The 14,502-nt window shown below is 58.5% G+C and carries 11 protein-coding genes; 2 read left to right on the top strand and 9 right to left on the bottom strand.

The window, feature by feature from the left end; translation table 11 throughout:
• Positions 1 to 8 precede the first annotated feature (8 nt).
• From nodS to IVB05_RS08300, 5 genes are read right to left on the bottom strand one after another with little or no spacing between them, the layout of a single operon-like run.
• Positions 9 to 638, bottom strand: coding sequence for a nodulation methyltransferase NodS (nodS, locus tag IVB05_RS08320; protein WP_247520330.1), 630 nt, complete (start codon positions 636 to 638; stop codon positions 9 to 11).
• A 58-nt stretch (positions 639 to 696) separates the two neighbouring features.
• A complete protein-coding gene (gene nodC / locus IVB05_RS08315; protein ID WP_247783822.1) occupies positions 697 to 2,019 on the bottom strand; it encodes a chitooligosaccharide synthase NodC in 1,323 nt (440 codons plus the stop codon).
• Between the two features lie 14 nt (positions 2,020 to 2,033).
• Complete coding sequence (nodB, locus tag IVB05_RS08310) at positions 2,034 to 2,693, bottom strand: chitooligosaccharide deacetylase NodB (protein ID WP_247783821.1); 660 nt, start codon at positions 2,691 to 2,693, stop codon at positions 2,034 to 2,036.
• Positions 2,690 to 3,322: a NodA family N-acyltransferase gene (locus IVB05_RS08305; RefSeq protein ID WP_247783820.1), complete on the bottom strand. Its 633-nt coding sequence runs from the start codon at positions 3,320 to 3,322 to the stop codon at positions 2,690 to 2,692. Before IVB05_RS08305 ends, nodB begins: the two co-directional genes overlap by 4 nt.
• A complete protein-coding gene (locus IVB05_RS08300; protein ID WP_247511911.1) occupies positions 3,319 to 3,735 on the bottom strand; it encodes a response regulator in 417 nt (138 codons plus the stop codon). Before IVB05_RS08300 ends, IVB05_RS08305 begins: the two co-directional genes overlap by 4 nt.
• A gap of 442 nt (positions 3,736 to 4,177) precedes the next feature.
• On the opposite strand from IVB05_RS08300, the gene IVB05_RS08295 reads away from it, so the two are divergent.
• Positions 4,178 to 5,122: a LysR family transcriptional regulator gene (locus tag IVB05_RS08295; protein ID WP_247783819.1), complete on the top strand. Its 945-nt coding sequence runs from the start codon at positions 4,178 to 4,180 to the stop codon at positions 5,120 to 5,122.
• Between the two features lie 3,100 nt (positions 5,123 to 8,222).
• On the top strand, positions 8,223 to 8,960 hold the full coding sequence (locus IVB05_RS08290; protein WP_247511908.1) for an outer membrane beta-barrel protein: 738 nt from the start codon (positions 8,223 to 8,225) through the stop codon (positions 8,958 to 8,960).
• A 409-nt stretch (positions 8,961 to 9,369) separates the two neighbouring features.
• On the opposite strand, the gene IVB05_RS43385 is transcribed toward IVB05_RS08290, so the two are convergent.
• The 4 genes from IVB05_RS43385 to IVB05_RS08270 form a co-directional block, all read right to left on the bottom strand.
• Entirely contained in the window at positions 9,370 to 9,828 is a 459-nt protein-coding gene (locus IVB05_RS43385; RefSeq protein ID WP_253075348.1) for a LuxR C-terminal-related transcriptional regulator, read from the bottom strand.
• On the bottom strand, positions 9,713 to 10,153 hold the full coding sequence (locus IVB05_RS08280; protein ID WP_253075648.1) for an autoinducer binding domain-containing protein: 441 nt from the start codon (positions 10,151 to 10,153) through the stop codon (positions 9,713 to 9,715). Before IVB05_RS08280 ends, IVB05_RS43385 begins: the two co-directional genes overlap by 116 nt.
• 1,030 nt (positions 10,154 to 11,183) lie before the next feature.
• A complete protein-coding gene (gene metC, locus IVB05_RS08275; RefSeq protein ID WP_247520324.1) occupies positions 11,184 to 12,410 on the bottom strand; it encodes a cystathionine beta-lyase in 1,227 nt (408 codons plus the stop codon).
• A 489-nt stretch (positions 12,411 to 12,899) separates the two neighbouring features.
• Positions 12,900 to 14,020, bottom strand: a protein-coding gene (locus tag IVB05_RS08270; RefSeq protein ID WP_247783818.1) for an IS630 family transposase whose coding sequence is annotated in 2 segments (ribosomal slippage) — positions 12,900 to 13,069 and positions 13,069 to 14,020 — 1,122 coding nt in all. Because the reading frame shifts where the segments join, the coding sequence is not laid out codon by codon here.
• Positions 14,021 to 14,502 lie beyond the last annotated feature (482 nt).

Raw genomic sequence — 14,502 nt, 5'->3', positions numbered from 1 at the left:
GGCTCCTTTCAAGCTCGACCGTTAGGACGGATCGAAGATCGCTCCGGATTGCGAAAACGGACCAACAAGCAGTCTTCGTCAGCCGACTGCCCCTGGCACTGCACGCGTTCGACCTCAATGAGCGCTTCAGTCAAAATCGTGATGACTGTCTCGGCGCCAGCGACATGCCCCCATCGCCTGCAGGTGGCATCACGTGCAGATCCGAAGACCAGATGCCCACGTGGAGCAAGCATGTTCACCATCTTGTCGATTGCGGTACGCATCCGTGTCATGTCTTCGAGGTAGTAGAGAACTTCGGCGACCACGATCAGATCGAACAGCTCTTCGGTCGAGAACTGCAGAATATCGGTCGCCGCCCAGCTGATATGCGACCACCTCTTGGTCCGCTGGACCGCTCGACCGATCGCTCGCGGCATAACATCGATGACCGTGAGCCGTTTGCAGTGAGGAGCAAGCTTCTCTGTGAATGCACCGGCAGCGCACCCGACCTCGAGGCCGGTTGAGACGGCGCCGTTCGACAGCGATAGCCGTAGCAATTGGGTGTGACGCTCACGTTCGAACGGATTGTCGTCAAGCCGCCACGGGTCATCGTTAGTCAGCTCCCGTTGCAACGATTGATATGTCTTGTCCACGCTCACCACTAAATCCCCCTACAAAGCTGTCAGTCAGTCTCGGCCGCAATGCCATCAGACGCGATCAGCTGCCAGGGAGCGCGCGAAAGACCTGCCCGCGAATTGAGCCAGGCGTTTCCGATGCCGGGTTAAGGCTTGGTCCAGTTGTTGCGTCTTCGATCGAGGCCTTCGATTCATCGACGTCTGATGATTTCGCTACTTTGCGCGAGAGCCAGTCGCTGTTGCTCAAGGTACAGAGCGCGTAGGCTTTCATCGGGAGCAGGAGGAAGATGTTGATCGGGGTGTGCAGCGAGAAGCCGAGAAATCGAAACTCGCCCGCACGAAGGGCCGCTACGCTGCATCGAATCATGGTCATCGCGACGATGGTCAGACCGGTCCACCAGGGCACGGTGCCGGTGAGCGCGAGCTGAGCGAGCGCGGCAATCGATGAGATGGCGAGCAGCAGCGGCCCGAGGTTCTGTCCGAGCACGTCGAGCGTAAGGTACCGGTCCAGGCCGGGCAACAGGTGCAAACCCAGCAGCGTGTCGCGGTAAGTGCTCCGCGCCCAGCGGAGCTGTTGCCGCAGATACGGCAAGAGCCTGTCCGGGACCACCGTGGCGGCGATGGCGTCCGGAACGTACTCGGTTCGAAACCCTGCCTTGAGCATGAGGATCGTCAGATGACGGTCCTCACCGAAGTCGCTCGGCTTTCCCCGGAAGAACTGCGTCTCGTACTGGTCCAGCAGCAACAGCAGCGCGGAACGGCGGTACATGGCACACGGCCCGCAGCAGCACATGACGGCACCAAAGCGCGTCTGCGCCGCGCGCTCTTCGTTGCAAGCCAGCCAGTACTCCATGTCGATCAATCGGGTCAGCCAGCTGTCGTTCCGGTTGCTGGCCGTCAATTGCCCCATGGCCGCGCCGACGGCTGGATCCTGCATCTTGCGTACGAGCTTGCTGACCACGTCGCTGGCGATTTCCGTGTCGGAATCGACGTTGAGCACGAGATCGCCGAACGACCGGCGTATCGCTGCGATCTGCGCCTTGCGCTTTCCAACGTTGCTTGGCAGCAGAATGACGTTGAACCTCGGGTCATATGCGTAGCTCCCATGGACCGGAGCCACTGCACCGACATTTGCAGAGCCGTCATCGACCACATAGACCTGCAATCGCCCTGGGTAGTCCTGGCTTGCGAGAGACTTCAGGCAGGCCGCCAGCGTGCGCGGGTCCTCGTTGAAGCAGGGCACGATGACATCCACGCTGGGCAGAGCACCGTTGTCGATCGGGTCGTACGGCGGCAGTGAGGCGTCGGTTTGCAGCGCATAAAGCGCCTGCGCACTCTTATGGACGCTGGAGAGCAACGCGTAGGAGGCAGCAGCAACGGTGCTGATGGTGGCAAGCAGGCTCATGGGGATTGATCTATTCAGTGAGTTTGAGGAAGCGACCGGATTGCAAATCCACGGTCACGCAGTGCTGGAATGAGCTGGGCGAGCGCCGTCACAGTCTGGTCGCGCCGACCAGAGTGAGGGCGGCGTTCCAACTCGTCGGGAGGGCACCCGTCGTGCAGGAGCACGATTGCCCCCGGCCGGACCGAGGCCATCACCGCGGCAACAATCGCCTCGGCGCCAGGACGAGACCAGTCTTGCGGGTCGACTGACCAGTGCAGGGCTGCCAGTTCGGCCTTCGCCGACGCGGCAAGGGCCTCCTTGGTCCAAGTCCCATACGGCGCACGCATGTGCCGCACAGAGGCTCGGGGGCAGGCCATTCCGATGACCTTGTTCGTCGTGAGGATCTCGTATTCCACCTCATCCGGCATGCATTTGGATAAATCCGGGTGCGTCATTGTGTGGTTTGCGATTTCGTGCCCTTCTGCAATGATGCGCTGGATCAGCTCCGGCTGACCCGCTGCATATGCACCGATCACGCAGAAGGTCGCGGAGGCGCGATGCTGCGCCAGCACATCCAGGATAGCCGGCGTGCAATGCGGGTTGGGACCATCATCAAATGTCAGATAGACGCAGTGCTCTCCGCCGGCGTCGGCGTAGTCGCTCCGCGCTTCAGCCTCGTCGTCTGCGGACGTCACAGTTCTGGCCCGTTCCGTTCAATCATCTCACCGGCCGGCCATTCGCTCATTGGCCTCGCAATCGGCAGAACAAGGACGACCACGTCCTCCACGCGCGTCGGAGGCACAGTGAGATAGATATCCGGACGAGTGGACCGGACACGGAGCCCTGGCAGAACAGTCGCCAATCCCTGTCGCCCGAGCAGCCTGGTAATATGTTTCTGAAGGGCAGATCGGACCGTGCCAAAGCCGAACGGCACCCCAAGATCTTGCAATACGGGATACATCACGCGGATGGAGTGACTGATGCCGAGCCCCTCGAGATCTGGGCGTACCCCGTACAATCCGAGTTCAGCCACAAGCAGATCGACCTCACCAACTTTTATGAAGCGGCGCAGTGCGCCGATGTGAATCGCGACGCCACGATCATCGTAGCCGATTGCCCGAATCTCAGGCCTTGCGCCGGCCCAGCTTCGATGACCTTCAAAGGGCTTTGCATTGAATGCCCCGGTTGGACCATAGGTCTTCCGGAAGAAGTCGGACAAGTCAATATGGTCAGCAAGTTGAAGCTCATTTTCCCAGCACAGCCTCCAACGAACTGGAGGGCGCGCCGAAACACCTCGTGTGGATCCGGGCGCGATCATTTTCATAGAGAGTAATTCCTATTCATTATCTGGCTCCTGACGCAGGCCAGCAGTTCGCTACGCTCGAAAGGCTTGCTCAAGAACTGGAGTCCAGCTTGCAGGACTCGCCTCATATCGTCTTCGGAGTTGTCTGTGAGAAGAACGGTGGGAATCGCGCCTCCGGATGCAGCCAGATGATGGAAAAGCTCAAAGCCACTCATCCCGCTCGACTGCGTATCCGCGATCAAGCACGACGTGATCAAACGGCGGCCCGATTTTAAGAACTCGTCTGCGCTCTCGAAGGGTTCGGGTACGTAACCCGCGGAAAACACCATATCCGTCAGAGCTTCACGCACTGACCGATCTGCATTCACAATGGATACGACGTCGATCGTGTGCGCAACTCGCATCAGATTCGCCCAGGACGCCTTCGCTTGCATGTTCCGCACGATTTCCCCGCAGCAAGGACGCAATCGGATGCCACCAAAACACATTTGGCACCCGCAACCGGAGGGGTCCAACTGGACGGAGATCTACGGCCAGGTTGAGCGTTCGCTCAATTCTACGGCGGTATACGGCCGATATAGAATGGGTTGGCGAAGCCATACGAAGGTTTTCTCGTCCTATACGCCCACCCACATTTGCGGATTCCCACCGTGCTAGGTCGCCGAGATATGACCTGCGCAACACGCGCGAAACTGCGACCGCACGGTCCAGATGTCTTGATCGATCCCTGGCGCTGGGCTGAGACGCGCAACGATTTGTAACCATTCTGATAGATCTGACATCTCGCTAAACTATCCTTTGCTACCCTCATTCGGTACAAATGGTAAAATCGATTGTATCGATAGAACACATTCATAACATGGATCACTCAGGATTATGCGTTTCAAGGGCCTCGATCTGAATCTCCTCGTCGCGTTCGACGCCCTGGTGACGCAAGGCAATCTCACTGCGGCGGCAAGAAGCATCAACCTCAGTCAACCTGCCATGAGTGCTGCCGTCGCGCGGCTTCGCACTTACTTTCGCGATGAGCTATTCACGATGAGGGGCCGGAAGCTTGTCCCAACGCCGCGGGCTGAAGCGCTCGCAGTCCCGATTCGCGAGGCTCTCGCTCACATTCAGCTCTCCATCATTTCTCCGGACGGCTTCAATCCGTCTCAATCGAATCGGCGATTCAGGATCATCCTGTCCGACTTCATGACTGTCGTGTTTCTTCGACGAATCGTGGACCGCGTCGCGCGGGAAGCTCCAACAATCAATTTCGAGTTGCTGCCGCCCGTAGAGGAACCCGATGAACTTCTCCGGCGCTGCGAAGTCGATTTTCTCATGTATCCGGAGATGTTCATGTCGAGTGCGCATCCCAAGGCGGCACTGTTCGAGGACACTTTCGTTTGCGTGGGCTGCCCCATGAACAAGCAGCTGGCGCCGCGACTTACGTTCGAGAAGTACATGTCCATCGGGCACGTGGAAGCCCAGTTCGGGCGCTCCCTGAGGCCCTCCTTCCACGAATGGCTCTTGCTCGAGCATGGTTTCAAGATACGCACCGAGGTCGCCGTGCAGGGTTTTGGTATGATTCCGCCTATGTTATTGGGCACCAACCGTATAGCGAGCATGCCCTCAAGACTGGTCAGCCATTTCGCAAACACGATGCCCCTGCGGGTCATCGAACCTCCGCTGCGACTTCTCACATTCACCGAGGCCGTCCAATGGCCGGCCATTCATAATACTGATCCTGCAAGCATTTGGATGCGCAACATATTCTTGCAAGAGGCATCCATGATGGTCTCTCCGTCCGAGACCAACCAATGTCACGGCCCGTTCTAGGATTGTTCGGCCGTTTGCGACCTACTCTCCGTTAACCAGATCTACGCCAGGCTCGAAGCTCCGGTCCTCGCTGGTGTTCGGATTGGCGCGCTTGGGCGTAGTTTGATCGGGTCGGCGGCGCTATTGATCTCGCGCTGGCGTGACGATCTTGCGCGTCATACAGCTCGTTCGGCGGCGCTCCGCAACGACTTTCCGCTGATCCGACGGGCTGCATCGCACTGTTCTACATGAGCTGAGCTCAGAGCTCGCGAAATGATCGGCCAGTCAGTTGAACGATATCCGGCCTCGGCACTAAAATCCCTTGAATCGTACACCGCGTCAGGTTGTAGACCAAGACCTGCGATCGAGGCTGCAAACGTGGTCACTGGTAGCGCAGCCGCACCGCTCTTCGCCTGCCGGTGGGCATTCTCCTTGCCGTCTACTGTCCCGGCGATCGCAGTAATGCCGAAGCACGCCAGTAGCTAGACGTCTCTTGGCGGGCCGCCCCCACAGGGTCGATGCCGGCTCGTTCGCGTCGAACCAACTTGTTCTGCCGAACGCCAACGCTGTCCACAGTCGCGCCCGGAAAGCCCAACGCGAGCTGACGTAACTCGGGAGAGCGGAACCTGGAAGTGAGAGGTATTGCGCAAGGCTGGCATGGAGGTTGGGACACCTCATCTCAGCGGCGTTTGTCTTACTCTTATTGTACTTGATCCCGCATGACGGAGCGCAATGGCAAACTCGCTGGCCGCAGGATCAACCTGGATCCACCCGCCATGAGCTCGCGGCATTGTCCCGCTGCGCGCGTGCTTCGGTGATGAGTATTTATGATGAGAGGACGGCAACTGTGCCAATGTCCCGCGCGCGGAAGGGCTCGCCGCTCCCATTCGCCAAGCCCTGCTCCACCTCCAGCTTTTGATCATTTCGGGCAACATGGTCAATCCAGTCATATCGGATCGTGGGTGCAGGGTCATCCTTTCGGATCTCGCGACAGTCGTCTTATTTTCGAAAGTATTGTGGCGCGTGGCGCGCGATGTCGCCGCCGTCAGTCCCGAGTTGCAGCCCCTTACCGCTGACCCCGAAGAGCTACTTCGGTGCGGTAACATGATTTGCCTATCTTACCCAAAGCATCTATGTCCAGCGCTCGCACACCAAAGCGATACTGTTCGAGGATGAAAGTGAGTGAGCTTCCGGACGAGCAAGCCATTACCCGCAACAGCTGGACTGTGCTGCGCAACACTGATCCGGCTCACGTCCACGTGAAGCCAACTCCGACCCGACTCATGGTGCCTGCGTTCTTGGCGATTTGCTCGATCAGACGTTCAACTCTTACTCGTCTAATCAAATCGAGGTTGCGCCTAGCACCTGGCGGAATTCTGCATAAGGCGTAGGTTAGATCACGCGATCGGGAGAACCGGCGGTCCTTTCGAGATCGCCCAGCGATTGGTATACAGGCAGCCTGCTTTTCCTAACAGTTTCGTCTCGTCAGCAGGCAGGCCGCGGGACAGGTGGCAGGACCACTTCTCCGGCATCGTCAAGTCAAGAACCGTGTATTCAAGCCCTCGGTCTCAGAGGACGAGTACGGTACCCCTTGCACTAATGCGACCGCCTGCCGGCCGCCGCGGCGCGCAAATAGTCCAGGTCCTAACGGCACTTCGAGTGCGCCGCGAGACGGCTAGTCTCGTCCACGTTTCAGCTGCGACCGAAAGTCTTCTCCGTTGCCCGCGGCGGGCGGGGCAATGCCGCCCAGAGAAGCGCAGCACTCTGACCAAACCACAGGTATCGGCCATCACGAATGTCGTTTTCCTGCAACGATCACGGCGTGGGCCACTCCGCGGATCTGCATACTATGCCTGGCTCCACGCACACTGCTGCTGCAGGCCACCTCAAGTGGGAGGGAGCAGCTTGCGGCGCGGCAATCAGGATGGAAGTGCGTCCCATCCAGATTGTCGCGCTATAGTAGCCGAAGGGATTTGAATCGTACGTAGCGTCACGTTGTAGGAACCAGGCATCCGCCGCCTCGCGCCGACCAACTAGTCAACGACCGATGGCGGGAGTGTGACGTAACACATCAAAGCAATCCTCCGGTTTAGACATCGAGATGACGACACCGCTTCTTTTTCTCACTATGATCTTCTTCGGCGGCTTTGGATTAGGATACGCTATGCGCAGCTGGCGTTCCCGCAAGCGACGTGAGCACGCCCGGCTCTATGGCGCTTACTTTCATTCCGGCACTTCTGCTCCGCCGCCGCTCCGAGTTCCCGCACGCCGTGGTTCCTAACGCTGCATTCGGCCTTGCTCGAGCAAGGAAATTGCCGATCTGCCACACGAGGGCGAACGCCCACCGTCGTCAGTTCGCGAGCACAGAATCGCAAGGCAGCGTGGAGACCACGCGCGTGCTCGCGTGGAGTCAGTCCCAACAGCGCGGTGTAACGTGTGACTGATCGCCGATTTGACCCGAGACACTGACGGTGAAGACTGCGAGTTGGCCGTTCACGGACGATCGGGTCGACGGCGGTGGATTCACAACCGGCCCCGGACCTTGCAACGTACATTTGTGTGACCTTAGCATGCGCGGAAGCCATTGCCGGACCGAATTCCAATCAGCGCTGGTGCGCATCGCGGAGAAGATATGTCTGGCACGCGAGCTAACGCTTGAACTAAATGCGACGGCGAGCACGATTGCGGCAGCACCGACAAGGAGCACCTTTCACTCTCCTCCGGCATCTACACCGCTTCGATGCCCGTGGCCATCTGCACTGGGCGAGAAGAGAGATCCAGAGCCATCGCACGACTTCGAATTTCGTCTCGCGCAGGATCAGCGCCGCATTGACCGTGAATGCTTCCTGGCCGAGTTCGATTCGCTGAACTCGCCTACCCCTTGCGGTGCGCTTCATCCGCTGAGATCAGCAGCCCGCTTTTCGTCCACGCCTACGCAATCTACGTTCGCACGCGAAGGAGCATTGCGAGGCAGTTGAAGATGATCCGCAACGCCGCAACCTGACGCAGGGTTCGGTTCAAGCATTCCTTTCGGCGCAAATGTTGCGATGCAGTTACAGCAATTCGCGCGGATGTTGTTAAGACGCGCAAGGCTCGGGGCACTCAAGACATGAGAGTAGAAATGAAGAACTTGTTGCTTGTGACTGTAAGCATTGTGGCGCTAGGCGCGGTGGCGCCCGCATTCGGCGCGGATCTGGCTGCGCAGCCGGTCCAGCCCCTCTATGCCAAAGCTCCGCAACGTGTCGCGGCTGCGATCTACGACTGGAGCGGCTACTACGTCGGTATGAACGGCGGCTTGGGCTCAAGCTCGAATTGCTGGGACTTTAATGGCGGCACGCCTGAGGGCTGCCATGATGCGACCGGCGGTACTGTGGGTGGCCAGATCGGCTATCGAAGGCAGATGGGCCAGATCGTGCTTGGTGTTGAAGGCCAGGGGAACTGGGCTGATTTGACTGGCTCGAATGACAGCGTCGCGTTTGCGGATATCAACCAGACCAAGATTGATGCGTTTGGCGTGGTAACGGGGCAGATCGGTTACGCCGTGGACGACGTACTATTTTACGCCAAAGGTGGTGCCGCAGTGACGAGCAATACCTATCAGATTAGCTCGACCCTCACGGGCGCGCAGCTTGGGAAGAGCGACCACATTCTTTGGGGTGGTGCATTGGGAGCTGGGATTGAGTACGGTTTCGCGCCGAGCTGGTCGGTCAGCCTCGAGTACGACCACCTATTCATGCAGCCCGCACCTGTGCACTTCGCCGCGCCCGCAGGCGGAACCGATCGCATCCGCCAGGATTTCGATCTTGTGACTGCACGGCTCAACTATAAGTTCGGCGGCCCGTTTCTTCTGAAATATTGATCCGCAGTACGAACGGCGGATCGAAAGCCCCGGCCCATGGCCGGGGCTTGTTTTTGCGAGGGCGGGCTTGCTGCATCAGGCAATACTGTTATCCCAGGCGACTGGGTCGTCGCAATCCAAACCGAAAAACCGCTCCCATATTGGACGAGTGGCGCTTGCGCTGAAGATCACTGTCATCGCACGCGCGTCAGCAATGCGGCGAATGGTTTCCCGTCATGGCCAGTCAACGTCGGATTTAGGCAATCGTGCGAACCTCTCCCGCATCGAAAACACGACCAACCCTCGGCGGGATGCGCATCTATGCTCCCGAAGATCGAGATGACAGGCTTCTCAGCTATTCGCGGCAACAGCATCTTTTGCACCTTGGGCTGAACGTGTCCTCGCTGCTATTGTCATATTGTCACGCTGGTCAGATCGCTCGCTCGTGACTTCGGCATAGGTCAATACGCGGCAGCGGCGCCAAAACGTCAGATAAGACCGAGGCGAATCGCCTTGGCAACGCAATGGTACGGCTGTTCGTCTCTAGCTTTCGCATTGCGTTCTTCAGGTGAAAGTTCACCGTATTCTCGCTGACTCTCAGGATGACTCCGATTTCCCAGGATGATTTCCCCTCTTCCACCCAGCGGAGGCAATCCTTTTCTCGTTCGGATAGGGCCACTTGCATATGGCATCTGCCCTCCGATGACGGCGCGATCTCTGCAAATGCATGATGAAACTGCCAAGCCAATGCGTTGAGACGACTGAGGCGATACTCAGGGTCGGCATCGTCGAACCTGGATGCAAAGGATGCGACAGATAGCTGTCCAAATGGTCCGAACAGTGGTACGGTTACGCCATGCTTCAGACCGGCCTCTTTGGCCTCGTTCAAACACACGCAGTTCGCCGGGCTGCAATTGATATTTGTGAGCGAGTTGATCCCATAGAAACGGCGCCGACTGCATCGTCGTACGCCGAACCACGGGATCGATGGCATTGTATCGGCGTTCAGCATAGCGCTCGCACCACGCGGAAGGAAAGTTCACTGTCACCGCGGCTGGCAGATACTCTGGTCGGCGGGTCGGCTCCGCGTCCGTCAGCGCCCCGTAAGCGACTTGACTGAAGCCCTGTTCGCTCGAACAGCTCACAAGCAGATCGAACAACACCTCGGGAGATCGACTCTGTTTTGCACATTCGATGAAGCAAAATAGGTCCATTTGGTGCCTCCCCCCACCGACTTAGGCAAACCGGTGCTGCGTCTTTCGAGTGGATCGATTTGGGCAGGAGCCCTGCGCCACTTCAGCCTCCTCTTGCTTGCGAAGTGCTCGACCGAAACGCGACAAGCATACTTCTCGTCATGAGCTGCAATCGAGTTGCCTCAGATCGGATAGTTGCTCGACAGAGAACAGTGTGCATGCGCTTCTTCGGGAGGAGGCGGACCTGAAGCGTCCAGCAAATGTCGTACCAGCTGAGGCGCTAGGAGCAGTGCCGCAAAAGCACGAGTGCTGGAGAACTGGGGACGCAACGTTCACTGCTAGAATTCGGACATTCGTCGCAAGAGAGACAACCTTGTTGGCGCTGCTAGCTGAAGAAAATATCTTGCATCGGCAAGTACGCGAACGATCGTTTACGCGTTGGTCAGCCTCCCGCCTCTGCCCCCGGGGCCAGCCGAGCTAGCGTAGACCCAGCGCCCGCGTCAAAGGGTACAGAGGCAATGACGCAGAAATGGCATGCATCCGCTGCGATACCCGTTTGCCATGGCGGTCGCGCCGTACCGAACGGAACGCCGGAGATCCCGGTTGCGCGATCGCGTATTGCCAAGCGCTCGTGTTCAAAAGCACCCGGACATGTTTGGGCGAGCGAATCATCCGAATACGGCAAGGGCACCTGCGGCTTAAATGACCTCCAACTGACCGCACATGATGGGCGTTGTGCTCACGCACATTGACAGACAGAAGCCGTGCGCATAGTCGTCCTGCACGGGGCTGGTGCTCCACCTCGGAGATGCACGGCCATAAATCCGCTTTACAAACAGTAGATCATCGGTCCGTGTCAGCCAACATGCCCAGCAATCGCGGCGCCTACTGATCTCTGCTCGGGTTCCAGGTGCCGCGTTTCGGGCGGAGACGACATATTACAGTTCGGGCGTGATCTCGCGACGATAGTGGCTCGTTGTGCGGTAGGCATAGCGCCCCCAAGCGTCGCTTTTCATCGGTCTCCTCCGCGCCATCAATACTGCCCTTGAAATCACCCGTCTCTGCTCTCATCCTGGTAAGCATCGTCGCTCACGGAGTGTTCGCAGGCGGCTTGCAGCGCCTGATGCATGTCCGCAATGAGATCACTCGGCCCCTCGATGCCGGCGTGAATACGAATCAACGGTCCATCAAATGAAACTATTGCTTCCGTTCGTTGAGGATCATCGACAGGCAGCACAAGGCTTTCGTACCCACCCCACGACAATCCGATTCCGAAAAGGCGCAGTTTCTGGAAGAAAACCGAAAGCTGGGCCTTGGACATAGGCTTCAGAACGACGCCGAACAGGCCGCTTGCACCCAAGAAATCCCGCTTCCAAATATTGTAGCCCGGGTGGCTTGGGAGCGCAGGGTGTAGAACCCGGCCCACTGCCGGGTGGTCTTCCAGGCTTTGAGCCAGCTTGAGGCCATTTTCGTAATGCTGCCTCATGCGAACGGCTAGTGTGCGCAGTCCACGAAGAGCTAAATAGATGTCATCTGGCCCAGCAATCTCCCCGAAATGATGAGCGCTTGGCTGCAGGAGCGGCCACGCTTCCTTGTTAGCGGTAGCAATGCCCAGAAGGGCGTCGGAATGACCAACGATATATTTGGTCGCGGCATGGATCGAGATGTCGACGTCATGGAGAAAGGGTTTGAAATAGAGCGGCGTCGCCCAAGTATTGTCCATGAGCACGAGCGCCCCCGATTGATGTGCGATCGCGCACAGCGCGGGCAGATCCTGTACCTCAAACGTCATGGACCCCGGGGACTCGAGGTACACAGCTCGCGTTTTTGTCCCAATCTTCGCGAGTAGATCCGAAGGCTGTGTGGGATGGAAGTACTCCACCTTGACCTCAAATCTAGTTAGAACCTGGTTCGCGAACATCCTCACCGGTTCATAGACGTTATCGCAGATCAAAACATGATCCCCGGCCTTCAGGATCCCTAGAAGCGCGTGGGAGCACGCAGAAAGCCCCGAAGGGAACAAGATCGAACGATACCCGCCCTCCAATTCACAAATGGCGGCCTCGAGAGCGCGAGACAGCGGTGAGCCGAATCGTCCGTAGTTCGTCACTGGATTCTGCTTGCGCCTATCCCACTCTTCGAGGTTTTCCGAAACGATCGTGGAACCTCGATAGACAGGAACATTGACCATCCCGGCGTGTTCAGCCGGCGCGCGACCGAGATGAGACAATTGCGTGTTGGGCTCTGGCAAGCGTTTATCCCAAGCGATGCGATCCATACCTCTCCTATCTGGGATCCCGTCGCTCAAATGCGCGGCGAATGCCCACTACTATCAATCTGCAACTCGTCTCCGGCGCGACGACTCGAGAACTCTGCATCGACGGCCTCTTTCGTCATCATATCCCAACCTTAGAGCAGCTCTCCTCCCAGATCGAAAGCGCGGTCGACCGCACAGTGAGACCGTGCCGGACCGCGCCCCTGAAAGTCGGTGGTCTTCTTCATGCAGATCTACAGTGGGTCCATCACTACAGCAAAGCCTGGGCCAGACGCGCGGGCTGCGCGCTGCAGGCGGATTAACCGGACTGGTCGGATGCCTCGGCACCAGGCGGATTTCTTGTCGGACAAAAGACGCTGCATGTCGGCTCCTCGCCAAATCGGTTAAATCGGGACGATCTTGAGTGGGTCGACAATTGCACTTCTTATGAACTCGCGCGTTGGCGTTGTTTTTGCAGCTTCCCAATGAAGGCCTAGTAGCTCTGCACAGTGATTATGACTCTTTGGAAGCGGCGGGATAGGCGCGGGCCATTTTGGCGCGCGCCTTATCTGTTGTGAACATCCATTTGATGCGTGAGCGGGCGGCATTTCGCTTCCGTTCCCAGGCAGCGATTTCGCGGCGCAGCCGCTTGGGATCATCGATCCTGCGATCCAGGCACTGGCCCGCAGGACGCCGATTTCGATTTCAACCATGTTGAGCCAGCTTGCGTGCTTGGGGGTGTAGTGGAACTCGAGCCGTCGCAAAATCTGCCTGGCTTCGGCGGGCGGGAACGCCTGATACAGGGCGCCGGCCGAGTGGGTCGATAAATTATCCTGAACGACCCGGATGTTCTCGGCATCGGGGTAATGGATGTTGACGAGATCGCGCATGCATTGAGCATAGTCTTCTGCGGCTCGCCGCTCAGTGACTTTGACCTTGCGCCAGGGACGATGCACGTCGAGGAGGACGAAGAGATTGATCGTGCCATTGCGACGATACTCGTAATCGTAACGTTCGAGCTGGCCCGGCCTTGCCGGGATGGGCTGACGGACCTCTCCGATGAGTTGCACCGGGCTTTCGTCGAAGCACACCACCGGCCGCTTGGGGTCGGAAGCCTCGGCGTAGAGGTCGAGGACATCCTCCATACGGGCAACGTATTCGCCATCGACCTGCGGAATGCACCACATGTCTTTGCGCCAGGGTTTGAGGCCATTTTCGGCCAAACGCCGCCGAACCGTCTCGTGCGACAGGCTCTTGTGTTCGCTGAGCTTGACCATCGCACCTGCCAGCAGCTCGAGCGTCCAGCGGGCACGGCCTTCTGGGGGGCTGGCGCAGGCCGTCGCCACCAGCAAGGCTTCTTCCTTGCCCGTGAGTTTGCGGTCCGCCCCGGGACGCGGCTCCTCGCTCAGCGCCCGTTCCAGATTGCCTTCCACGAAGCGTCGCTTGGTCCGGTACACGGTCGAGCCGCCCACGCCGACGCTCCTGGCGATCTCCTCGTCGCTGGCCCCGGCGTCGGCGGCCAGCAAAATCTGTGCTCGTTTGAGCTTGCGCGACGCATGTTTACCGCCGCCGAGCAGCGCTTTGAGTTCGATGCGCTCGACTTGGCTGAGTTCGACCCGATAGCGTACGTTCATGCCTGCCTCCTTGAATGAGGCACGCACGAACAACTGAATCGGATGGCCGGTGTGAGTCCTTCGGCAAAAACCTTCACGCCCAAACAGGGGCATTTATCCACCTCTATACGCGGCTGCACCGCAGGCCTCCGGCGGAAACCGACATGCAGGAATATTTCCGTGTCAGCCCGCCCTCGGTTCACCAGATGGTGCTGACGCTGGAACGAGCCGGCCTCATCACAAGGCAGCCAAGGACGCCGCAGCATCGAGGTCCTCGTTGATCCGAAACACCTGCCAGAGCTAATCTGACCGCCCGACGCAATCTATCAAATTCACTGTGCAGAGCCACTAGGTGACAAGACAAGCGTCCGCGAGCTGCGCTTCCGCGTCCGTCCGATTTGCACGCTACAGCACTCTGGACTTGGCGGCGGCATAAGGGGACTCTTTGTTTGGTATCGTAGTCCATTTAGATCGATGCATCTCGGGCAATTGGGGTACGCGCA

Origin of the sequence: Bradyrhizobium sp. 170, assembly GCF_023101085.1 — a bacterium.
GTDB lineage: Bacteria > Pseudomonadota > Alphaproteobacteria > Rhizobiales > Xanthobacteraceae > Bradyrhizobium.
This window is presented reverse-complemented; position numbering and strand designations above follow the sequence as displayed.

Coding starts and splice junctions, on each gene's coding strand:
- nodC (WP_247783822.1), bottom strand. CDS start 2,019: ATGAGCCTGCTTGCCACCATCAGCACCGTTGCTGCTGCCTCCTACGCG.
- IVB05_RS08305 (WP_247783820.1), bottom strand. CDS start 3,322: ATGAAAATGATCGCGCCCGGATCCACACGAGGTGTTTCGGCGCGCCCT.
- IVB05_RS08300 (WP_247511911.1), bottom strand. CDS start 3,735: ATGCAAGCGAAGGCGTCCTGGGCGAATCTGATGCGAGTTGCGCACACG.
- IVB05_RS08295 (WP_247783819.1), top strand. CDS start 4,178: ATGCGTTTCAAGGGCCTCGATCTGAATCTCCTCGTCGCGTTCGACGCC.
- IVB05_RS08290 (WP_247511908.1), top strand. CDS start 8,223: ATGAAGAACTTGTTGCTTGTGACTGTAAGCATTGTGGCGCTAGGCGCG.
- IVB05_RS08280 (WP_253075648.1), bottom strand. CDS start 10,153: ATGGACCTATTTTGCTTCATCGAATGTGCAAAACAGAGTCGATCTCCC.
- metC (WP_247520324.1), bottom strand. CDS start 12,410: ATGGATCGCATCGCTTGGGATAAACGCTTGCCAGAGCCCAACACGCAA.